Source organism: Paenibacillus anseongensis (genome assembly GCF_009757995.1).
Classification (GTDB): domain Bacteria; phylum Bacillota; class Bacilli; order Paenibacillales; family NBRC-103111; genus Paenibacillus_E; species Paenibacillus_E chondroitinus.
The window spans coordinates 81,749-103,224 of sequence record NZ_WSEM01000030.1; the positions used below are offsets into that span (position 1 = coordinate 81,749).

The following is a 21,476-nucleotide window of genomic DNA, read 5'->3' on the forward strand; positions in this document are numbered from 1 at the left end:
ATACACCATAACCAATCAACTTTTTAAAATACGGAGGTCTACCGCCGAATCAGCCCAGCACAAAAGCCCCATACACTAAACCCAATCCTACGACAGCCGCTGGATGTACTTTCCATTTCTCCAAAGCCATAAAGCTTGCCGCTGCCAAGAATGCTGTCTGCCAAATACCCGCCGATTGATACGCACTGTTGAAAAACTGCAGCGCCAACGTACCGAGAAGAACAGCGACGATCGGGCGCACGATCAGCGTCATCGCCATGACTTGCGGGGCTCCTTTGAAGAAGTTGATGAACTTGAACAATAGGACCATCGCTAGCGCTGTAGGAAGAATGGTGGCGATTAACGCAACAACCGCGCCAAGAATGCCGCCTACCTGATACCCGATATATCCGGCAAGCTTGGTGGCGATTGGACTTGGCAGTGCATTGCCGAGCGCCAGCACATTGCCGAACTCTTCCACGTTCATCCATCCGTAGTGGTCAACTACTTCGGCCTGAAGCAGCGGGATAATCGGCGGTCCTCCACCGTAGCCTAATATGTTCGGAACAAAGAAGGCCCAAAATATTTCTAAGAGCTTCATGCTGAAAAACCCCTGTCTGCATCGCGTTGCTGCTGGTTGCGCTTCTTTTTGTTAGCCAAGTAAGTTGACTCCGTGAACGCATAAGCAAGCGCGATGCCAATCAGTAAGCCTGGATTCAAGTTAAGCAGAACCAGCGCAATAATCGAGATGAGTGTCCACGCCAGCGTTTTGCTCTTCACCCAACTTTGCCAAGCTTTTTTGAAAAAGTCATAAGCCATAACCGCCATCATCACACCGATAACGGGCTGAATGCCATGCGTCATGCCGCCTACAATTCCGGAATCCTTTAACTTATAGATGAGGCCAAGAAGTAAAATCATTCCTACAAGCACGGGAATGACCATAGCGGCTATTGCAATAAATGCGCCTAAGTAGCCTTTCACCTTGTAACCGATATACCCCGCCATTTTCGTAGCGATCGGCCCGGGCAATGCATTTCCCATCGCAAGTACATCTGTAAATTCATCGTCCGTCATCCACTGGTACTTCTGAACAGCTTCCGCATGAACCAAAGGAATCATGGTAGGCCCGCCGCCGTACCCAAGGAGACCAATTCGAAAAAAACCGAGGAACAGATTCCAATACACCATCTTCCCTCTTCCCTCTCCATGTGCAGCTAGTTTCACAAGGAACGAACCGCGTTTATTTTTTAATATCCGCTTGGGTCATTACTTCATATTCGCTGCCCAAATGCTGCTGCAAAGCCTTTAACGCCGCGGTGCCGACCGCTGTATCCTGCTCACCGTTCCCTCCGCTAACGCCGACGCCTCCAATGACTTCGCCATTCACGACAATCGGGAATCCGCCAACGAAGATCGCAAACTTACCTGGCATCATCACGTGAATGCCGAACGCTTCTCCGGTTGTTGTCGCAGGTCCTCCCGGTTGGTTGAACAGATGCGTGGAACGCTTGTGGCCGCTTGCCGTAAATGCTTTGGACGTTGCGATCTCAGGACCGGTAATCCGCCCGCCGTTCATGCGCTCCAGGGCAATGATGTAGCCGCCGTCATCCACGATACAGATGGATTCCAAGGCTTTAACGTCTTCCGCCGCTATTTTCGCTGCCTCTATCATCACTTTTGCTTCTTCGAGCTCCAGCTTTAAGACCGATTTCATGTCAGATCCTCCGTTATGAATCTAGCGTTTAGATGCCGTGGTAGACTGTTTTGATTTGCGTGTAAAAATCAAGTGCCGCACGACCGGACTCGCGGTACGTTGCTGTACTGGACATTTTCACGCCACCAAATGGCGCGTTGTAGGCATTCCCCGTCGTAGGACGGTTAATTTTCACCATGCCGGTCTCGATGTTCTGGATAAAATGTTGAATCCGGCCGGACTCGGACGTGCAAATCGCTGCGGATAGTCCGAACTCCACATCATTGGCGATGTCCATCGCTTCTTGGAAGCTGCTCACACGGATCACCGAGATGACTGGTCCAAAAATCTCTTCCTGCGCGATGCGCATGTCAGGTGCAACGCCGACGAATACGGCTGGCGTTACGTAGTAGCCATTGGCGTAATCGCCGTCGGTTAGCTGCTCACCGCCTACGACCAGCTCAGCGCCTTCCGCTTTTCCGATGGCGACGTAATCGAGCACATTGCGAAGTTGGCTTTCATTCGCCAGCGGACCGACGTCAACGCCTTTGCTTAACCCGTTGCCGACTTTGAGCTGCTTGGTCTTTTCTACAAGCTTCTCAACAAATTCATCATGCACCGCGTCCATGATGATAACCCGGCTCGTGCCTGTGCAAGCTTGACCCGTTAATTCGAATCCGCCCTTCACGGCGAGCTCGACCGCGTGATCAATATTGGCGTCATCCATCACGATCAGCGGATTCTTACCGCCTAGCTCCAGCTGCACGCGAGTGGATAATCGTACCTGTCGATTGATCTTCTCTCCTGCCCCCGTGGAACCCGTGAAAGTAACCGCTTTGACGGCGGAATGTGTGACTAGCGGCACGCCTGTTTTGGAAGCGGAGCCTGTCACGAAGTTGATTACGCCGGCTGGGAGATCAGCCTGATGAAGCGCCTCCACTAACCGATAAGCAATCAACGGCGTGTTCGATGCCGGTTTGAAGACCACGGTGTTACCCGTAACTAACGCGGGAGCGATCTTGCGTACCGGAATGGAAATCGGGAAATTCCAAGGCGTAATAACGGAAATAACACCTAACGGTTCTTTGCGTGTGTATACGAAGGTCGTTGCATCATCCGAGGGAAGCGTTTCGCCGGAAACGTTTAATCCTTCAGAAGCGTAATACCTGAGCGTTTGGGCGGAACGTTTCACTTCCATCCGGGAGCTGGCCACCGTTTTTCCTTCCTCGCGAGTCAGTTCTTCCGCATATTGCTCCAAACCTGCTTCCAGCAAATCCGCTGCTTTGTACAAGATTTCCGCTCGCTTGGTAGGGGGAACGTGACGCCAAGTTTTGAAGGCCTGCTCAGCTGCCTCCATAGCCTGGATGACATCCTCTTCGGTCGAAGCTTGAAATCTTCCTACGGTATCTTTCACATTAGCCGGGTTCATAGTCGTGAAGGTTTCACCGCTTGCGGCTTCTACCCATTCCCCGTTAATCAAGTTTTTGAAAGTCTGTACGGCTGTTTCTGTTGCTGCCATGTCAATCCCCTTTCTCTTTAACGACCAATTTCGGCTCAAAAGCAGGGTCTGTATGCCAGTTAGACCAATTCCCGAGAATTCAACTTCCCGGGAACGGTTTAACTTCTATTTTCTATGAACATTTATAAGAGATAAGGACTATTCCAGGCAAAATTCGCGGGAGATCGCTGCGATGTACATTCTGCGCATTTTCGTAGCTTCTTCTACAATTTTGATACAGCGTTGTTGATCTTCAGGTGTTCTAGCGTATTCAAGTACGATTTGGTAGCCACGCTCGCCGTGGATCTCATCGGAAACGATATGTAAATCGAAGAATTCCACTTCTTCATCTGTAAAACCGTAGTGATTGCGAAGCGTTGGCGTTTGTCTGCGGTAGATGGCAGGCACTTGAGATTCAAGTCCAACAACTAGCGCTGCTGTTGCGAATAAGAAATTTTCTTTGAAAGCCATCCGGTAACACCAGGATTGCAAACCGATAGTTTCAGGGAGCAGGTGCTGCATGGATTCCACGCGTTCGCGGGTCGTTCCGCAGGCTTCACCAAAACGAATTAACAAATCGGTGTGACGGTCGCCGCCGAGTTCCTCTTCCCACATGTTTTGCAGGATGAAGTCTCTTGCATCCTCATGCGGACAGTTGGCATAGATGTAAGCCAAGTACTCTGCGAATGGACCTACATACGCGTAATGCTGTTCTACCCATCTGGCAAAATGCTCTTTCTTCAATTCACCATTGGCCCACATTGTTGTAAAAGGAGCTTTTGAAACGGCATTGCCTTCAATGGCTTGCTCAAGTGCATAGCGGAATTCCTCTTTGTTCATCAAACGGGATTCAGTTGCTGCTGTTGTCATATAAAACTCTCCTCTCAAAATGTAAAGTGTCGTAGTAGATCAACTCGTCGATTGTTTTGGTATTTGGTATATGGTATACCAAAATGATTTCATGGACTTATTATTACTTAGATTGGGCTGCCCTGTCAACCCACTTTTTTTAAGATTATCAGAAGAATCATCGACATCATTAAATACACAATGGTGAACGGTGCATTCCAGTTTGAAACCTTATACGAGCTTTTCCCTATCAAGTTAGACATCATCCCGGCAGTAGCGTTGTAAGGCCCCATCAAAAACGCCGTGGCCGCCCCCGTAAGCATAGCGATCGCCATCAGCTGCACGGAAATACCAAGCGCCTGCGGATTCAATGACTCCGCTGCCAGAGCCAATCCAACTGCAGGATGCAGCCCGATAAATGCAAGCGCTAACGGAATTAGCGGAATCATGAGCAAAAAGAGATCAGACCCGATGGCATGTTGAATAGCCATGATCCCTTCTTTGATCGCATGATTGCTGCCTGTAGACTTAATAGCTGAAATCATAAAACCGGCGCTTAAGAAAACGAAGAATTGATCCTTCATTTTCAGCACATGAGACGATAGCAAGGTTTGGCTGCTTGTAATAAACGCCATGCCCTTCCCTAACATCAAGGACCACACGTAAGCGAAGGGAATAACGATGATCGAGACCAACAGCAGGAATCCCATATGCGTAAATCGCTCTAATACAAAAACAAGAACATTAAGGACAACGATCGCGATAAGAATTTGCCAAGGATGGCTCCCTTTGACCTCGTTAGACTCATTTGGTTGATGAACAACCGCACTTTCCCTGGCAGCGGAAATTTCCTCAAGTGTAGTCAGACTGATCTTTTTCAGCCGGCGGTTAGCGACCCACGTCCCCATCAGCCAATCCAAAGCCAGACCTAATAAGCTGAACGGGATGACGATAGGTAAAATCGCACTCCAGCTTACACCTGTCATTTCTACAATAATCCCGACAATCGGAGCTACTGGTGTCCACAGAATTGGCATGCTGTAGCCATGTGTAATCGCCCGGCTAATAAATCTGTCTTTTTGCTGAATCGGATAATATTGCAGGGAAGGCTGAATGCTGTGGTACATCATCGGCAGTGTGGCCAGGTTCATAAACGAACTCAATATATAGGATAATAATGAAGTAATACAATACAGCATACCGGAGTGCTGCACCTTGCTGTAGAGAATCGCTTGTACTCTCACCGCGTAGTGTCCGAGCTCGATGGGCAGGGCAATCATCGGAATCAGCACAAATAAGCTTAATACGTTCAGCATACTGCCGAAGCTAAGGAAGTAATCCGTCCATGAGGCTCCGTTCAACGCTAGAAGAATGGCGCCCGTGCTTAGGAAAATTGTGCCTAATAGCTGCACGAATGGCTTGATCGAGCGAAATGCGATGACAATAATGACAAGACTAAGTCCGGACTGGAGCCAAGTCAGCCACTCGCTGGGATAGATTTCTGAGACAAGATAGGCGGCGATCGCTGCAATAAACAGTGCTTGCTTCATAAGTTTATATCATGTCTCTAACGGCTTGAGTCAACCGCTCAAGGGCCGTCTCAACAATCTCCTCTCCGATGTCCCGGCTGGCTTTCGTCGCATCGCCGATGCAGCCGTTTCGTGTCATTTCTTCATAATAATAGAAGCCTTGAAGGGGACTGCCCGGACGAAGCTTCTTCCACCGTCCCTCTTGAATGTCGCCTTTTTCCAGTTTGTCCTCTCGAACGAGATGAGGCGCCAAATACATCGCTTCGGACACCTCGCGATCGCAGCTGTGACCGTACAGCTTGGATGTAAGCCGCCTGTCCATCACGTCTTTCGCAGAAGCCGTCGTTTTGGCATAAAAGAGGGACACTCCCAGCTCCGCTGTCAGCGTATCTGCTGCCACGCCGAGGGTCGCTTGGTTGCCGCCATGCGAATTGATGACCAGGAATTTCTCAATTCCTTGGCTTTTTAATGATTTGATCATATCGCGCAAAATCGCAATAACGGTTGTAGGTTCCAAGGAAATTGTACCCGGAAAATGAAGATGATGCGGCGAAACGCCCATATTAATGGTAGGCGTTAGCAGTGCCTCCGGGTATAATCTTGCCGTTAGCCTTTTTCCCATCTCTTCAGCTAGTACAGCATCGCAGCTTTCAACCATATGAGGGCCGTGCTGTTCATGTGCGCCTAGTGGAATAATGGCAATTTTGACCGTTTTGAGCGCTGCTTCTACCTCTGGCCATGTCATTTGTGTTAAAATATAAGCATTCGACATCGCTTTCACTCTCCTTTTTCTACTTGTGTATATTGTATACCAAGATTATATTAGGATATAGTATAATTTATGATTTTCTATCCGTTCAGGATGTCTACTCATACTGTACAGCTGCTCGGCGTATATTACTTACGGAAGAGAGGTGATTTTACCCCATGATGCGCCATATTCATTACCTTGATAAGAAATCTGTTGCCTATTTGTCTGAAGCTTTAACGAATCATTATTTATCAAAACCGGCCTACACGGAAATTGTCATTATATGCGTCGGCACCAACCGTTACACGTGGGATTCCCTGGGCCCGATGGTCGGGAGCCGGTTATCCGAGCGGTTCGAAGGCAACCGTCATGTTCATCTTTATGGAACGCTGGAGAAACCCGTGCATGCACTCAATTTACAGAAGACGATCGCTCACATAACCAAAACACATAATCAAGCTTACACGATTGCTGTTGATGCCGCTCTTGGCCAGTTCTACAAAATCGGAACGCTCCAACTAGTGGAAGAACCGCTTCAGCCCGGTGTCAGCTTAAATAAAGAGCTCCCCCCTATCGGTCATATTCATCTCAAAGGGATTATTAACAACCACAGCTTGCTCAACCATAAAGTCATGGAGCACACAAGTCTTACGTTTATTGATGAAATGTCAGCGGTGATCTCGCGTCTTTTGGTAAAATCCTGTCAAGACATCATGCCACAGCTAATGCCTGCTCCTCAATTAGGGAATGAAGCGCCTAACCATCTATCGTCAGCGACGTAAATGGCTTGGCGCTTTTTTTTTAACCTACCATATTAAAACAGCTAAAATCGTAGAAACACTTAAGCCGATAATAACCGGCAGGAAGTTCTTCCGCGCCAAATCAATCGCCGAGACACCGGCGAATCCGGCAACCGCTACGAGCGATGACCACGCAATCAGCGTCCCTCCGCCTGACCATACCGACCCCATTTGGCCGATAGCCGCCAACGTGGAAGGATCCATACCTACCGCCGGCGCCAAAGCACCGGATAGCGAGCCTGTGAGAGGAAGACCGGAGAAACCCGAGCCTTCTAATCCAGCGATAATCCCCATAACCAACAATCCAAACGAAGTGAGGATGCCGCTTGACGGGATCAGATGCTGTACAGACATCACCAAATCGTAGAGAATCGCCGGCGCTTTATCGCCTTCGCCTAGGGAAAGAATGCTTTTGGAGAAATCTGCATTCCCCAGGAAGAAGAATCCTGCGATCGGAATAACCGGCCCCATGGCTTTGAATGCAAAAACGAAGCCTTCTGTCAGATGATCGCTGATCTTATCCAAGGCTTGAACTTTGGAGAATAATGTACAAGATAAAATGAGCAGGATAACCGCCACACCGCCGATAAACGCGGCGCCGTCTCCTCCTTCAAATCCGCTCATGCCTTTGTGTCCCAGCTTGCTTAGAATCATGACCACCATTACGGCAAGCATGGAAAGTGGAACAAGCACGGCGAACACTTTGGACCATCGAATGACGGCCGGACTAAGCGTTTCTACGGTTGCAGCCGCTTCAGGAAACTCGGAAGCTGTCTGTACAACACGAATAGCTTGTACTTGATTTGAGGTTTCGGCAGACGTGCTTTCCGGCTTGCGGATCGCCTTTCTGTTCATCAGATAAGCTCCGGTAAGCGCTACGCCCCCCGTGATGAGAGACAAGATCATCGCTTTGTCCGCTACGGAAGCCGTATCAATGCCTGCACCCTTTGCGCTAAGCATCGGCGCTACTTGCATGACATAGTCAGAGGATAATGCCATGCCTTGTCCAGCAATCGCAATAGCCATACCGGCTCCCATTGCTGGTAAGCCTGCACGAATGGCTGCCGGAATCAGCAGCGCTCCGATTAACGGAACGGCTGGCGTCGGCCAGAAAAAAAGTGAAATGACATATGTAACAACAGCTAAAACAATGTAGGCAATGTGACCATTGACCATTAGCTTCTGAATAGGCGTGATCATGCGCTTGTCAGCGCCGATATCCCTCAAAGAAGCCAGCAAAGCGACCATAAACGTAATAATCAAGAAAATCGTAAATAATTCTTTGGCTGCAGTCAGATTAGCGTTGTAGACTGCTTTGAACCCGCTGATCACATCCCCCTTATAAATCCATCCGATTAAGAAGGTACCAATTAAGGTGGGAATGACGACTCCTCGTTTTAACAACATGACGACGATAACGCTTAATGTCACTAAAGCATACACAACATGTGATGAAGTAATCATCCGCATCCCCCGTATTCATCATTTTTTGACCTTCGAAGAAAATTATACCGCATTTTCTTCTGTGTGAATAGATATTTGGTGCATTGTATACAAAAAAATACTAAAAACAGGTCTAAAAATAATGAATTTCGCGGATATAGTGTTATAAAACATGACGTATGTTGTTTTCGGTACTGCAATGCTTGCTAAGAACTACAATTTTCAGCCTAAAACATTTCATTAATTACGTGAAAGATCTCTTCTTATGTGGTTATCACCTCAATTTTTTAAGTTTCACCGTTATTCCCAAAAATAGTGTAAGCGATTTCAATGTCATTTTAACAGATTTTTACGGAGAGCGAAAGAACAAAAATGTATTTGGTATACAATTCCAAAATATCGGGTTAGTTAGTAACTTCTTCTATAGAAGGTTACTTTTCACGCACCAACTGTAAACATTTTCACTACTTTCACTGATGTAGAAACTTCTATAAAATAGAAACTATCATCACGACGTACAAGTCTTCAGCAATTAGTACTTACTAATATCAAGAGGAATGTGGGAGGATGAATCATGAAGTATTCGTATTTAGGGAAATCCGGCTTAAAGGTTAGTCAATTATGTCTGGGAACCATGAATTTTGGACCAGAAACTGAGGAAAAAGAAGCTTTTAAAATTATGGATGCCGCGCTGGATGCGGGTATCAATTTTTTCGATACAGCTAATGTGTACGGTGGCGTTGAAAGAAGGGGCTGGACGGAAGAAATTATCGGCCGTTGGTTCAAGCAAGGCGGTGGACGCAGAGAGAAAGTTATTCTTGCGACTAAAGCCTATGGCGATATGAATGATCCGCATGATGGACCTAACTCAGAGCGTGGATTGTCTGCTTACAAAATCAGACGTCATCTGGAAGCTTCTCTCAAAAGACTGCAAACCGACCACATTGAGCTTTACCAAATGCATCATATCGATCGCAACGTGAGTTGGGATGAGCTGTGGGGTGTGTTCGAATCCGCGGTGAACCAAGGCACTGTCGACTATATTGGCTCCAGCAACTTTGCAGGCTGGCACATTGCCTGTGCTCAAGCTGAAGCGAAAGCCCGCCATTTCCTAGGCTTAGTTTCCGAACAGCATCTGTACAACCTTCTTGCCAGATTGCCTGAGTTGGAAGTGCTTCCTGCTGCTGAGAAGCTGGGTCTTGGCGTCATTCCGTGGAGTCCGCTTGCCGGAGGCTTGCTCGGCCGTAACGCCTTGGCAGGTACTGGTGCCCGCAGCACCCGTTCTGCCGAGCGGGTTGAGAAGCATCGCAGCCAATTGGAGCAATTCTCCGCACTCTGCAAAGAAATCGGCGAAAAAGAAGATGTTGTTGCTTTGGCTTGGGTTCTATCACATTCGGCTGTTACTTCACCGATTATCGGACCAAGAACCATTGAGCAGCTTCAGGATTCCTTACGCGTACCTGAAGTTTCACTAAGTGAAGAGACTTTGAAAAAGTTGGATGAAATCTTCCCTGGTCCCGGTAAAGCGGCGCCGGAAGCTTACGCTTGGTAAATAACAGCGGCTGCTCTCTTAGAGGGTAGCTGCTTTTTTTTCTCTTGACGCGAAACCAAAAGGTTTCGTATAATCCAATATGTAACCATTTGGTTTCGTATTTCATGAGCGAATGTATTTTAGGACAACCTACAAGTAAGCTAGGCATGGTATGGAAAGGCAGGCGCAGGCGATGCAAGAAGCATTACTAAAAAAGCTGCACTATAAGCAAGGACGAGCTCTCGTACTCCATGCGCCTGAAGGCTATGCGCTCGGTATTGAAGAGTCCGGGGAGCCGAATGGGACTTACGATTTCGTCCAGCTTTTTGTGAAGGACGCAGCTGAAGTTGAAGAATGGGCGCCTAAGGCGATCCAGTATCTGAAAGACGACGCTTTGTTCTGGATCACCTATCCGAAGCAAAGCTCGAAGATCAAGACGAACATTAACCGTGATAGCTTGTTTGCCTTGGTTTCAAGCATCTCAGAGTATCGCGCGGTTAGCAATGTGGCTGTGGACGAGACATGGTCCGCGCTCCGTTTCCGTCATTTGGATAAGGTGAAGAGCAAGGGTTAACAGCACATGATTCAAGTGAAGTGCAAAATCAGCAACAAGTCCAAAATAACAACACATCATTTATTGGAGGAATTTTAAAATGAGCAATCAAACAAACACACTACCGGACATTGTACAAACTGTCGTTTTTAACGCGCCGATTCAAAAAGTATGGGATGCCGTTGCGACTTCCGAGGGCATTGCGGCTTGGTTCATGCCGAACAATTTCAAACCGGAAGCCGGGTATGAATTTCACTTGGAAGCCGGACCTTTCGGCAACTCCCCTTGCAAAGTGACGGACGTTACGCCGCCTAACCGCCTTTCTTTCGCATGGGGCAAGGACTGGTCGCTTACATTTGAATTGAAAGATGTAGATGGCAAAACCGAATTCACTCTCATCCACTCTGGCTGGGATGCGGACAAGGTTACGGAATTCAACCAACCTCATTCCGTTGTACGCGAGATGATGGCGAACGGCTGGGCTGGTATCGCGAAGAAACTTACGGCTTACATCGAGGCTTAAGATGTCAGCCCCCTCCCCCTCGCAGAAACATGATGTGTTTCAAGCGATAGCCGATCCGACGCGCCGGCAGGTGCTGCAGCTGCTTCGCGAGCAGGAGCTCCCTGTGACCGTGATTTCCGGTCATTTTCCGATCAGCCGCACGGCGGTGTCCAAGCATTTGCGCATCCTGGCCGACGCGGGGCTGGTGAAAGAGCGGAAAGTCGGCCGCGAAACCCGCTACCGGCTGGAAGCGGAACCGCTGATGGAGCTCAAGCGCTGGCTTTCCTATTATGAGCGTTATTGGGAAAACAAATTAAACGCACTCAAAAGATTCGTCGAGTCCGACGACGAGGTAGGCGGCAACCCCTTTGCCGCGTTGGAATTGGTGGATCCGACCGATTAGAAGAAAACCTGGCCTGCTGTGGCCAGGTTTTTTTGCGTTTAGGCCTTTTCCCACCGCACCTAGGATTTGCACGCGGCAAGTTGCGCCAAGGATTCGCGCGCGGCAAGTTGCGCCTAAGTCTCTACGCTGCAGTTTGTGCAATGAAGAGGCTGGAATTTGACACGATCACTCCTCTACAATGCACTTTGTGCATTGTAGAAGGCGAAAATCCCCCATTTCAGCCTATTTAGGATGAAATGATTGCACTTTGTGCAATGAAAAGGCGGAATTTGACCCGATCACTCCTCTACAATGCACTTTGTGCATTGTAGAAGGCGAAAATCCTCCATTTCAGCCCGTTTGGGATGAAATGATTGTACTTTGTGCAACGTAGAGGCCCTAACTTGCCCAGATTACCTCCCTACATTGCAGTTTGTGCAATGAAGAGGCTGGAATTTGACCCGATCACTCCTCTACAATGCACTTTGTGCATTGTAGAAGGCGAAAATCCCCCAGTTCAGCCTGTTTAGGATGAAATGATTGCACTTTCTGCAACGTAGAGGCCCTAACTTGCCTAGATTACCTCCCTACATTGCAGTTTGTGCAATGAAGAAGGCGGAATTTGACCCGATCACTCCTCTACAATGCACTTTGTGCATTGTAGAGGGCGAAAATCCCCCATTTCAGCCTATTTTGGATGAAATGATTGCACTTTGTGCAACGTAGAGGCCCTAACTTGCCTAGATTACCTCCCTACATTGCAGTTTGTGCAATGAAGGCAAACGTGGATCTATAGCAGAAAGTAGCAGGAGGAATCGATGCTAACTCCAAGTAGTAATCTATCTACTCCTGTGCCCAGTTCCAAGTTAACGCTCCATGTAGAAGGTTCAGCTAAGGTAGACGAAAGAGCTATCGTTAATCTGCGCTGTTTGGTGGCAGAGAACGGAGTAACGGTAGAGGCTACAGCTAAATTGCTGGAAATGGACGAAAACTACTAGAAATGCTGATATTAGTGGTAGAAACCAGAGTTAATTGAGCGAAAGTGGATCTATTGCGGAAAGTTGCAGGAGGAATCAGCGCTAACTCCAAGTAATCTATCTACTCTTATGCCCAGTTCCAGCTTGACGCCCCATGTAGAAGGTACAGTTAAAGTAGATGGAAAAGCTACCGTTTATCTGCTCTGTTTGGTGGCAGAGAACGGAGTAACGGTAGAGGCTACAGCTAAATTGCTAAAAATGGACGAAAACTACTAGAAATGCTGATATTAGTGGTAGAAACCAGAGTTAATTGAGCGAAATGGATCTATTGCGGAAAGTTGCAGGAGGAATCAGCGCTAACTCCAAGTAATCTATCTACTCCTGTGCCCAGTTCCAGCTTGACGCCCCATGTAGAAGGTTCAGCTGAGGTAGATGGAAAAGCTACCGTTACTCTGCGCTGTTTGGTGGCAGGGAACGGAGTAAAGATAGAATAAGCACAACTTAGACGAACACTGAAAGGTTCTCAGCTAAGAAGGCCATACTATACCTGAGATTAGCTCCTCTCTCTCCACTTAATAACTTACAAAAAGTAAATAACTTACTTGACCAGACGGACACTTACGGCGTAATATAAGTTACATAAAGTAACTAGGTTATTAAATGTAACTATAAGGAGCGATGACGATGATTTCACCTATATTTGTTGGGCATGGGTCCCCCATGATGGCTATTCAAGATTCGGCGTGCACCGAATTTCTTTTGGATTATGGCAAAAAGGTATCGCCCAAAGCGATCGTGATTTTTACAGCTCACTGGGAAACGGAAGTCCTTACCATCTCCTCCACCGACGGTGTCTATGATACCATCTATGATTTCGGCGGCTTTCCGAAGGAGCTGTTCCAAATCAAGTACCCGGCAAAAGGCAGCAAAGCGCTCGCCGCTCAGCTTGCCGAGCGCTTCCAAGCCAAAGGCATCCAAGTAAACTTGGACGCCGAGCGCGGACTTGATCACGGCTCATGGGTGCCTCTGCTGCGCATGTTCCCTACACCTGTCTGCCCAGTGATCCAAGTGTCCGTGAACCCCTACCTGCCGCCTGCTGAGCAGTATCGCATAGGGGAAGCGCTGCGCGGCCTCGATCAGGAAGATATCCTGATTATCGGAAGCGGCGCCACCGTGCACAATCTGCGCGCGCTCAACTGGGAAGCCACGGAGCCGGATGCTTGGGCGGTCGCTTTTGACGATTGGCTCGTGCAGAACATGAGCGCTCAGAACCTGAACGCGTTGTTCAACTACGCCGCCGAAGCCCCTCATGCGCGCATGGCTGTGCCTCGGCCAGAGCACTTTATCCCGATCTATATCGCAATGGGCAGCGGCGACCCGGCTCGCACGCCTCAAGTCATTCACCGCAGCTATGAAGTCGGCTCACTGAGTTATCTGTCCGTATCCTTTTAACCGGAGTAGAAAAAAAGAGACCCACAGCAACGGGCTGCGGGTCTTAAGTATATATATATTAAAAGGGGGTCGAATTTCATTATAGGTCCCGAACCTTAATCCCAGATGAAAAGAAGATTGCATTTCGATTACAAAAGATGGTTATTTTGTTTACAAGCTGTTATTTATCTTTTACCGGAATATAGATGTCAATCTGAAACTGATCATGCTTGTCGGCATGGCAGCGCTCATCATACCACTCAAACTCCACGCCGCCTGCGTGCTCTAGGCCCGAATGAGGGAACCATTCCTCGAAGATAGACTTCCACGTGCTCTGAATCGAGGCGACGAATTGATCCGGGGTCACTTTGGGCGTCGTAAAAACAGCATACCTGGCCTCAGGAAACTCACGGCACACCAAATCAGCAGGCACACCCTCGAAGCTTGTAGCCTCCATCCCGATCAGATACGTTAATTCCCCAGTCTCCATATTAAAATCCGTGCAAAGGCCAAGCTCCACCGGTGAATCCGTATGAACGCGATTGCCTATGCGGCTTCCCTTATTCTCTTCCAGATACGTGTTCCAAAAAGCAGGAATGTCCCGGTGATTTTGCCCCTCCTTGCAAGTCGTCCTCAGTTCGTATCCAATTAGCTTAAAAGCCGGTTTCGTTCTCAATTGATATTCCATGCGTATGCCTCCTAAATAGGGATTGGGATTTAATTTCCTTTGCAGCACATTCGCTTTGGCATATAACGGTGTCACAATACCTTGCTTCCGATAGGCGAGCGGTGTTCGCTCAAACACCTTTTTAAATGCTCGAGTGAAGTTTTCATGGGATTGAAACCCATGGTCGAGGGCAATATCGATCAGCCTTTGATCCGTATGCGCGATTCGGTAGGCGGCTCTCGCCAATCTTCTTTTCCGAACATACTCCATCACCGCTTCTCCTACCATACTCTGAAAAACCCTATGAAAATGGAATTCAGAGAAACAGGCTACACGAGCAAGCCCCTCCACGGATAAAGGCTCCGCAAGGTGGTCTTCAATATAATCCAATGTCGCCTGGATTTGGGTATCATACTCGGTGCCCATCGTCTATTGCCCCCTCCTGCTGCTATCCACAGTGTACGTGATTGAACGTCTTGCTTCTTGATCTTTCTTGCTAAAAGGGAATCCGGGGACGACTCCGATCATTCCGTGCGCCGATCATGATTAGCGATGCTGAGCAGCGACTATTTCCAGCTGCCTCTTGAGGCTACGGAATACGTCGTGTACTCGTTTTTCCCCCTGATTTCCAAACAATTGAGTTGAAAGCCGTACGGGCAGGCGCCGTCAATACCGATTTTGTCGCGGTCAAACCACACATCCGCTTTGCCATGAATATCTTTGGCTGGGGTGTGGCCGAAAATTACCGTTTTTTTCACAACGGTCGGCTGCTGAACAAATGGCGCACGAATCCACATAAAGTCCCGTTCCGGCTGCGTTTTCCAATCAACGAATGCGGGATTTAGCCCGGCGTGCACATAAATATGATCCTCATCCTCGTAATAAAGCGGAAGGTTGTTTAGAAAGGTTACGTGTTCCAAGCACTTGCCCAAAATCCGCTCTTTGGATTGCTTAATATCCAGATTGTCCTGACCGCAGAAGCTTCTGAACGTTTGGATACCGCCATGTTCGAAAAACTTCATCTCCGTCAAAGGATCTACTTCGCTCAACACTTCTACGAACCGCTGGTCGTGATTACCTTTGAGCGCAATGGCACCCTCTTCACGCACTAAGCGCATGACGTATTCTACCGTTCCCCGACTGTCCGGACCGCGATCCACATAGTCTCCCAGCAGGACAAGTTGGTCTTCCTCAGCATTGAAATTGACTTTAACTAATAATTGCTTGAATTCCTCCAAACAACCATGGATATCGCTTACGACTAACGTTCTTTTCATCTACTGTACCCCCTGATGTCAGGCTTCATTCCCCTACGAGTCTCTCTAGTATTCTATTTTATCATAGGGATTACCTGTTTATGGCGGTGAAGATGTGAAAAAGAGGGTATGGGCAAGCGCCTGAGCCGTATGTTCCATTGGATGATTTCCAATGGGAAGGCACTTTTGAGGGAGATTTCTCTCTCCTCGTTGGATGAAATCCAATAGCGCCCGGTGAAACCGGGTTATTTGGCACCGAATTCACCCCTCCCATTGGAATTCATCCAATGGATTGGACAATTCCGACCTCCAAATAGCCTTTCTATTGGATTTCATCCAATGAGAGAGGAAGCTGGTTCAAATGGCTAGCTTGAAGGAGCTTTTTAATGAAAAAGACGCCCTCGCGGGCGCCTTTTCAATTCATAAATTGCAGCTTCTGCAGCAATCTTTTCAGCATGACAGCGGCTTCCCCGCGGGTCGCAGACGCGCCAGGCGCAAACGTCGTATCCGTTACGCCGTTCACAATGCCTACGCGAACCGCTTCGGCGACAGCTGCTTTAGCCCATTCATGAATGGCGGGACTATCGCCAAACTGAGCCAACTGAGCCAGATCCATAACCACAGGCTGCTGCCCGGCAAACTTCATGGCACGTGTGATCATGACAGCCATCTGTTCCCTCGTGATTTGCTCACCAGGTCCAAACGAGCCATCTTCAAAGCCCTCAATCAGCCCAGCCTTTGCTGAAGCGCCCACCGCCCCAGCGAACCAACTGTTCGCAGGTACGTCCGAGAAAGCGCTGGCGCCTGCTTCATTTAATCCCAGTGCGCGGACGAGCAGCGCTGCAAATTCAGCGCGCGTAATGGACGCGTTTGGCGCAAAGGTGCCAGCTGCAACGCCTTTGACGGCAAGTTTGGAAGCCAGCAGCTCCACATCCGCTTGGGCCCAATGGCCTATCAGATCCCCAAAGGTCTGATCTGAAGAGACGACAGCGTACACACTGTTCCCCGTACGTTTCATCGTAACTTCGGTTTGACCATTAACGACGTTAAAGATCGCCGGGACAAAGGTCAGCTCCCCTGTCGCTGGATTCAGCCATACGGCTGATACCCTATCAGCGTCAACCGCTGACGACAAGGTCAGCACTCGGGTGACATACGTGCCACCAAAATCAGACACAACCACCTTCTTGCCGTTGCCCTCAGCAACAATGCTGAACTCTACCGGTGCGGTTAGCGGCGTGACGCCATCTTCTTTCATTTTTGCTGTAATTGGGTCAGCAGCAGCGCCAGTTACCTGCTCAAGGGAAATGTGGATTTTCACATTCGCCGCATCTGTCCCTAAACTCGCAGCTAAAGCCTCTACATCCAGCGCTTTGAGAGGCAGGTTGTAAGTCATGCCGCCCGATCTAATCGAGAGTTCCAAATTTGGCATGGCTGCCGCCACTGCGCTTATCGAGCTTGCAGGCAATTCCACAGCAGCTACAGTCCCATCGCCTTTTACTTCAGCAATAATCGTATTCCCGTTCGCTTTCTTCAGAAGATCGATTGCTTTATTTAATTGATCTGCTGCGATTGAGAATGTTGATACTTTTTTCCCGTCTATCGTAGCTACAGCAGGTACTCCTATTAGCTCCACACCACCTGTTACCTCTTTCACCGTGATGCTAGGAGATGCGCTGCCAGGAAATGAACCGCCCCCTGAATCCGACCGGGATGGAGCACTCGGACTAACCAGCTTCAGGAAGTTGCCCCTGATGATATTGCCCACCGCATCTCTTTGATACGGAAGTGCAGGAACCAGACTCGCAAAATTCGCATCCGTCAGCTGCGTGCCAGATTTGTTCATGCTTTTAGAGCCATCAAATAGATAGTTGGTGTCAGAACTCAAGGCTGCCGGATAATTATCTTTAGCCGTGTAATCCTTTTGATAGGAAGTAAAACCATCGATACGAAAATCGGTTTGAATGCCCGTGTACGTCGTAAAGTTCAAATTGCCTTTCGTATTGTTAAAAGCGATATTCCCGTTTTCCGCCCGCACTCCCGGATTACTGTTGCTCGCAAAGCCATAAGCGCCATTGCCAAAAGCAATGCTGTTTCGGATCACATGCGGCACATGGATGCCTTCGCCACCGAGTTTGAAGCCGTTTTTATCCCCTGCACCTACCGTGCCGTTCGTTAATGTTCCATTGTGATAGGCAATGCTATCCTCGATGACAACAGGACCAATTGCTCCTGTCCCGGATTTCGTGTATAAATCCCATCCATCATCGATATTGTTATGGGAAATATCTCCCCGGAAAACGTTGCCCACGCCCGAAGTCAATTTTGCAGCAAAACCGTCGGCATTGTTATTCGAAGGGTCCACATTATCAAAAGATTCACAATTCAAAATGAGATTGTAGGACGGCCAAAGCGTTTTATCCGAATCGGACTCATCGGTACGGCTAATTTGCAAACCGGTATCGCCATTATCGTAAAATCGGCTAAGCTCCACGATGTTATGGTTTCCGCCTACCGTAAAGCCCTTGGTATTGCCCGCAGACCTCGTGAAATCAATGCCTTTCACATGCCAGTAATTCCCGCTAAGAACGACACCTTCGGTCTTCTTGTCAAAATCGATCACCGGCTTCGCACCTGGTGCCGCGATCAATGATTTCATGGCATCGACCGTGCCGTCGTTGCCTTTTTTGATCTCCAGCTTGGCGCTGCGTACATATCTGCCGTCCAGCAGGATGATAGTCTGGCCTGATTTCACGTAATCAATGGCCGTATCCAGATCGAGAGGGTTGTTGATTGTACCGTCTCCACCCGCAGTTCCCGTCGGCGATACGTAGATGTCACCGTTATCCACATAGGTTTTCATATCGACGGTGAAGTTTTTGACAATTTTGCCGTAGTTCGTCAAATACTGTGTATCGTCGGGCACGAATGCCGCGCTAAAGTTGGTATACGTGTTAGCCGTAACCGTTGTATTAAGCACAAGCGGCTGTCCCGCTTGAATTTGGGCATTTTGCGTAAGGAGGCTCGAGCCTTGCTTAATCGTCACCACACCGCTGACATTGGATTTCAGCCCAAACGAATACGCGGTCGTTGAAGTTCTCGTTAGCCCGGTCAGGCTCATATCCGGATCGATGGCTGCCGGGGCAGGTTCCTTCTTGGGCGCATCCGTTTGCGCAGCGGTCACCTTCAGGTCTATGCCGCTCACTTCGATCGTCGCCAGACGAGCGGTGAAGAAGCCGACATACATCTTGTCGCCATCCTGCACCGTCATAATATTCGGCGCGAAAATCTCTTCGGCCTTATCGGAGTTTAATCGACCCGTGAAGCCGCTGTTCGTTTTCGTCAGCGTCAGCTTATAATTAGCCGCTGGATAGGTATTCGCGAGGGCTGGTTTCACCGCGCTCAACATCTTGCTTTGGACACCTTGGCTGCCTGTGCCATTCGGTGCCGTAACACCGGTTCTGACGAACAACTGCGTACCGTTCTGTTTCGTTGTGCCACCGCTGTATCCGCCAACAGCAGCTATGTTGGAAGCAAATACGGCGGAGTCTCCGGCCGTTCCGATCGCATCTCGGGCCATGATGCCGAACGATTCTTGACCGTCATGCGGATCTTTCGCATAAGCAACAACTTTGATATCCGCGGATAATTCAAAGTTGTCTTTGACCGCATCCAGCTCCGTATAGTAAAAGCTAATCCCATCGTGGTCGCCCGTCACTTTACCGCCGCCTTCCAAAGCGACAAGTGTAGCAGATTTGCCTGGCTCAACGACCGTAACCGTATTGTTCGTGTTTGAGGTGGATTGTCCGAAGCGGATGACTTTCCACTCTTGCTCTCTAGGTTCAACGACGGATACTTGCAACACAGTGGGTGGAATGGCTGCATTTACAGGCGTAATCGTAATGGGATAAACACCTGCTTTTGTACTGTCAAAAGCTGAAGTATCTAATGTAAGCTGGGCATCCGCCAACGGCTCCTGATCCCCGCTGTCATAAACCGCCTTCACTTCTAAACCTGCCGGATCAAAAGACTCCCCAATCGCATAGGTTGTTTGCGGATATCCGGTAACTTGGCTTCCTATAATCGTTTGTTGTTTTACTAGGATAGGAAACTTAACTGTCTTATCGGGATCGGGCACATTTTTATAAGTAACCGTGATGTCCTTCGTACCTGCCGTAGACATATCCGGAGCTGAAAGCGTGTAGTCGCTTCGCAATAATCTAACGGTTGAAGCATCGCTATACTTCGCCTCTACCACCAAGCCGGCTGGGTCAAAAGTTTTGCCAACGAAAAATTGGGTTTTCTGCGGCAGCTGTTTGATATCCAAGCCCGTTAGGTGGGCGTTTTTCACAGTGACATCGAATGTCGCATAAGTGGTTGTAGTTACTGTGGACCTAACCGTAACGGTATGGATTCCCGGTGTCTTGAGTGTATAGGTTGCATTCGATACGGTTGCAGCCGCTGGCGGAAGGGAAATTGCATATTGCGAATCGGCCATCTCGGCCCAAACGTCGCCTCCGTTGAATTGCCCCAGCACTGTCAGGCCTTGCGGATCGAAGAATTCCTCCGGATAGTAGTCGGTTTTGGCCGGCTTGTACTGGATATCCATGGCCGTCATAACCAAGTCCTTCATGTTTAAAGGAATGGTGGCCGTTTGACCGTTGAAATGGATCTTAATGAGATTCGTTCCCACCACACTGTTATCAAACCCTGTCACAAGATAATCCCCTACTGAAAGCTCCTCTTCGTGATTATCCGCATACACGGCTGTTACTTTTAAGCCAGTAAGGTCGAGGTTATCTTTGATGAAGTAGTCCTTTTTCATAGAAGTTGTATTCAATTTCAGCTGTTTGGGGGCTCTCTCATCCACTTTAATGTCAAAATTGCTGAACGTGATCTCTGCATCTCTGGCAACATATAACCCGGCGTATAGCTGATCATTGCCATCAAATAGATGATCTACTGTTAGGATTTGTGTGACTCCATTGACAGTTAACTCGAAAGCGTCACCGGATTTTTTGATTTTAAAGTTATATACCTCTTTAGGTGCAGGAGCCCTCACTCCGCTAAATAGTAATTTCTTGTTCGTATTTGCAGCATCAGAAGTAGTCCCGTTAACGCCTTGTTTATAAATAGCTTGCACCACATTCGGCGTATTGTCTTTATCCCCCATGCCTCCAACGGCTATATAGTTCGATGATTGTTTGGCATTACCTTGCGCAAAACTTCCACGCAGCATCAGTCCGAACGATTTCTGATTGGGTGTGGATGGGGGATTTTTACTATTAAAATTAACGACAGTCGCTGTTGCACGAATCTCAAGGTTGGCATCTTTCTCTAATTTTTTAAAATAATAAGATATCCCTTCTTCTGCGCTAGCCAGCTTGCCGTCTTTTGCTAGCATGGTAACGGAACCGTCTGCATTCATGGTTGGCACTGGTGTATTTATACTACTAGTCCCTGCGCCGAAGGCACTGAATTCCCATGGAATTGCATCCGCAGCTAACGCCACCGGAAGCATCGAAAACATCAAAACCACAGACATGAAGACCGAAATCATACGCCGTTTATTCAAAGCTATATCTCTCCTTTTATCTGATAATGAAAATGTATGCGTTTACATAACAGTGAG

General features: G+C 48.4%; 19 protein-coding genes. 8 read left to right on the forward strand and 11 right to left on the reverse strand.

Annotated elements, in window-relative coordinates:
• Window positions 1-49 precede the first annotated feature (49 nt).
• The 7 genes from GON05_RS29045 to GON05_RS29075 all read right to left on the reverse strand — a co-directional run bounded on the left by GON05_RS29045 (window position 50) and on the right by GON05_RS29075 (window position 6,323).
• Window positions 50-580 carry a chromate transporter gene (locus GON05_RS29045; RefSeq protein ID WP_127456897.1) on the reverse strand — a complete coding sequence of 177 codons (531 nt, stop codon included), beginning with the start codon at window positions 578-580 and terminating at the stop codon, window positions 50-52.
• A complete protein-coding gene (locus GON05_RS29050; protein ID WP_127456898.1) occupies window positions 577-1,170 on the reverse strand; it encodes a chromate transporter in 594 nt (197 codons plus the stop codon). The genes GON05_RS29045 and GON05_RS29050 overlap by 4 nt, the downstream gene beginning before the upstream one ends.
• Before the next feature lie 52 nt (window positions 1,171-1,222).
• Entirely contained in the window at window positions 1,223-1,696 is a 474-nt protein-coding gene (locus tag GON05_RS29055; protein ID WP_157324154.1) for a GlcG/HbpS family heme-binding protein, read from the reverse strand.
• Window positions 1,697-1,724: 28 nt separating this feature from the next.
• Complete coding sequence (locus GON05_RS29060; protein ID WP_157324156.1) at window positions 1,725-3,194, reverse strand: aldehyde dehydrogenase family protein; 1,470 nt, start codon at window positions 3,192-3,194, stop codon at window positions 1,725-1,727.
• A 138-nt stretch (window positions 3,195-3,332) separates the two neighbouring features.
• Window positions 3,333-4,043, reverse strand: a complete 711-nt coding sequence (locus tag GON05_RS29065; RefSeq protein ID WP_127456901.1) for an iron-containing redox enzyme family protein — start codon at window positions 4,041-4,043, stop codon at window positions 3,333-3,335.
• 125 nt (window positions 4,044-4,168) lie between these two features.
• Window positions 4,169-5,572: a hypothetical protein gene (locus GON05_RS29070; protein ID WP_157324158.1), complete on the reverse strand. Its 1,404-nt coding sequence runs from the start codon at window positions 5,570-5,572 to the stop codon at window positions 4,169-4,171.
• A gap of 4 nt (window positions 5,573-5,576) precedes the next feature.
• On the reverse strand, window positions 5,577-6,323 hold the full coding sequence (locus GON05_RS29075; RefSeq protein WP_157324160.1) for a creatininase family protein: 747 nt from the start codon (window positions 6,321-6,323) through the stop codon (window positions 5,577-5,579).
• A gap of 155 nt (window positions 6,324-6,478) precedes the next feature.
• Between GON05_RS29075 and yyaC the strand changes: the two genes are divergently transcribed.
• Window positions 6,479-7,084: a spore protease YyaC gene (yyaC, locus tag GON05_RS29080; RefSeq protein WP_157324162.1), complete on the forward strand. Its 606-nt coding sequence runs from the start codon at window positions 6,479-6,481 to the stop codon at window positions 7,082-7,084.
• A 24-nt stretch (window positions 7,085-7,108) separates the two neighbouring features.
• Here the strand turns inward: yyaC and GON05_RS29085 are convergent, their stop codons facing one another.
• The gene (locus tag GON05_RS29085; protein WP_157324164.1) at window positions 7,109-8,572 is read right to left on the reverse strand and encodes a hypothetical protein; all 1,464 of its coding nucleotides are present in this window, start codon (window positions 8,570-8,572) and stop codon (window positions 7,109-7,111) included.
• A gap of 547 nt (window positions 8,573-9,119) precedes the next feature.
• Between GON05_RS29085 and GON05_RS29090 the strand changes: the two genes are divergently transcribed.
• From GON05_RS29090 to GON05_RS29120, 7 genes are all read left to right on the forward strand, one after another.
• Window positions 9,120-10,097, forward strand: coding sequence for an aldo/keto reductase (locus GON05_RS29090; RefSeq protein ID WP_157324166.1), 978 nt, complete (start codon window positions 9,120-9,122; stop codon window positions 10,095-10,097).
• A gap of 172 nt (window positions 10,098-10,269) precedes the next feature.
• The gene (locus GON05_RS29095; protein WP_157324168.1) at window positions 10,270-10,650 is read left to right on the forward strand and encodes a hypothetical protein; all 381 of its coding nucleotides are present in this window, start codon (window positions 10,270-10,272) and stop codon (window positions 10,648-10,650) included.
• A gap of 79 nt (window positions 10,651-10,729) precedes the next feature.
• On the forward strand, window positions 10,730-11,152 hold the full coding sequence (locus tag GON05_RS29100; RefSeq protein ID WP_127456908.1) for an SRPBCC family protein: 423 nt from the start codon (window positions 10,730-10,732) through the stop codon (window positions 11,150-11,152).
• Between the two features lies 1 nt (window position 11,153).
• Window positions 11,154-11,534 (forward strand): ArsR/SmtB family transcription factor, encoded by a 381-nt coding sequence (locus GON05_RS29105; protein ID WP_157324169.1) that lies wholly within the window; start codon window positions 11,154-11,156, stop codon window positions 11,532-11,534.
• Window positions 11,535-12,331: 797 nt separating this feature from the next.
• Complete coding sequence (locus tag GON05_RS29110; protein ID WP_157324171.1) at window positions 12,332-12,511, forward strand: hypothetical protein; 180 nt, start codon at window positions 12,332-12,334, stop codon at window positions 12,509-12,511.
• A 108-nt stretch (window positions 12,512-12,619) separates the two neighbouring features.
• Window positions 12,620-12,766, forward strand: a complete 147-nt coding sequence (locus GON05_RS29115) for a hypothetical protein (RefSeq protein WP_157324173.1) — start codon at window positions 12,620-12,622, stop codon at window positions 12,764-12,766.
• Window positions 12,767-13,174: 408 nt separating this feature from the next.
• Window positions 13,175-13,942 carry a DODA-type extradiol aromatic ring-opening family dioxygenase gene (locus GON05_RS29120; RefSeq protein ID WP_157324174.1) on the forward strand — a complete coding sequence of 256 codons (768 nt, stop codon included), beginning with the start codon at window positions 13,175-13,177 and terminating at the stop codon, window positions 13,940-13,942.
• 160 nt (window positions 13,943-14,102) lie between these two features.
• Here GON05_RS29120 and GON05_RS29125 read toward each other — a convergent pair whose 3' ends face one another.
• From GON05_RS29125 to GON05_RS29135, 3 genes are all read right to left on the reverse strand, one after another.
• Complete coding sequence (locus GON05_RS29125) at window positions 14,103-15,014, reverse strand: AraC family transcriptional regulator (protein WP_157324176.1); 912 nt, start codon at window positions 15,012-15,014, stop codon at window positions 14,103-14,105.
• Window positions 15,015-15,154: 140 nt separating this feature from the next.
• Complete coding sequence (locus GON05_RS29130; RefSeq protein WP_127458685.1) at window positions 15,155-15,865, reverse strand: metallophosphoesterase family protein; 711 nt, start codon at window positions 15,863-15,865, stop codon at window positions 15,155-15,157.
• 394 nt (window positions 15,866-16,259) lie between these two features.
• Window positions 16,260-21,419 (reverse strand): bacterial Ig-like domain-containing protein, encoded by a 5,160-nt coding sequence (locus GON05_RS29135; RefSeq protein WP_157324177.1) that lies wholly within the window; start codon window positions 21,417-21,419, stop codon window positions 16,260-16,262.
• Between the last annotated feature and the right edge of the window lie 57 nt (window positions 21,420-21,476).

Bases quoted from the DNA above. Each gene is read 5' to 3' on its own strand.
- GON05_RS29045 (WP_127456897.1), bottom strand. From the start codon at position 580: ATGAAGCTCTTAGAAATATTTTGGGCCTTCTTTGTTCCGAACATATTA.
- GON05_RS29050 (WP_127456898.1), bottom strand. From the start codon at position 1,170: ATGGTGTATTGGAATCTGTTCCTCGGTTTTTTTCGAATTGGTCTCCTT.
- GON05_RS29055 (WP_157324154.1), bottom strand. From the start codon at position 1,696: ATGAAATCGGTCTTAAAGCTGGAGCTCGAAGAAGCAAAAGTGATGATA.
- GON05_RS29060 (WP_157324156.1), bottom strand. From the start codon at position 3,194: ATGGCAGCAACAGAAACAGCCGTACAGACTTTCAAAAACTTGATTAAC.
- GON05_RS29065 (WP_127456901.1), bottom strand. From the start codon at position 4,043: ATGACAACAGCAGCAACTGAATCCCGTTTGATGAACAAAGAGGAATTC.
- GON05_RS29070 (WP_157324158.1), bottom strand. From the start codon at position 5,572: ATGAAGCAAGCACTGTTTATTGCAGCGATCGCCGCCTATCTTGTCTCA.
- GON05_RS29075 (WP_157324160.1), bottom strand. From the start codon at position 6,323: ATGTCGAATGCTTATATTTTAACACAAATGACATGGCCAGAGGTAGAA.
- yyaC (WP_157324162.1), top strand. From the start codon at position 6,479: ATGATGCGCCATATTCATTACCTTGATAAGAAATCTGTTGCCTATTTG.
- GON05_RS29085 (WP_157324164.1), bottom strand. From the start codon at position 8,572: ATGCGGATGATTACTTCATCACATGTTGTGTATGCTTTAGTGACATTA.
- GON05_RS29090 (WP_157324166.1), top strand. From the start codon at position 9,120: ATGAAGTATTCGTATTTAGGGAAATCCGGCTTAAAGGTTAGTCAATTA.
- GON05_RS29095 (WP_157324168.1), top strand. From the start codon at position 10,270: ATGCAAGAAGCATTACTAAAAAAGCTGCACTATAAGCAAGGACGAGCT.
- GON05_RS29100 (WP_127456908.1), top strand. From the start codon at position 10,730: ATGAGCAATCAAACAAACACACTACCGGACATTGTACAAACTGTCGTT.
- GON05_RS29105 (WP_157324169.1), top strand. From the start codon at position 11,154: ATGTCAGCCCCCTCCCCCTCGCAGAAACATGATGTGTTTCAAGCGATA.
- GON05_RS29110 (WP_157324171.1), top strand. From the start codon at position 12,332: ATGCTAACTCCAAGTAGTAATCTATCTACTCCTGTGCCCAGTTCCAAG.
- GON05_RS29115 (WP_157324173.1), top strand. From the start codon at position 12,620: ATGCCCAGTTCCAGCTTGACGCCCCATGTAGAAGGTACAGTTAAAGTA.
- GON05_RS29120 (WP_157324174.1), top strand. From the start codon at position 13,175: ATGATTTCACCTATATTTGTTGGGCATGGGTCCCCCATGATGGCTATT.
- GON05_RS29125 (WP_157324176.1), bottom strand. From the start codon at position 15,014: ATGGGCACCGAGTATGATACCCAAATCCAGGCGACATTGGATTATATT.
- GON05_RS29130 (WP_127458685.1), bottom strand. From the start codon at position 15,865: ATGAAAAGAACGTTAGTCGTAAGCGATATCCATGGTTGTTTGGAGGAA.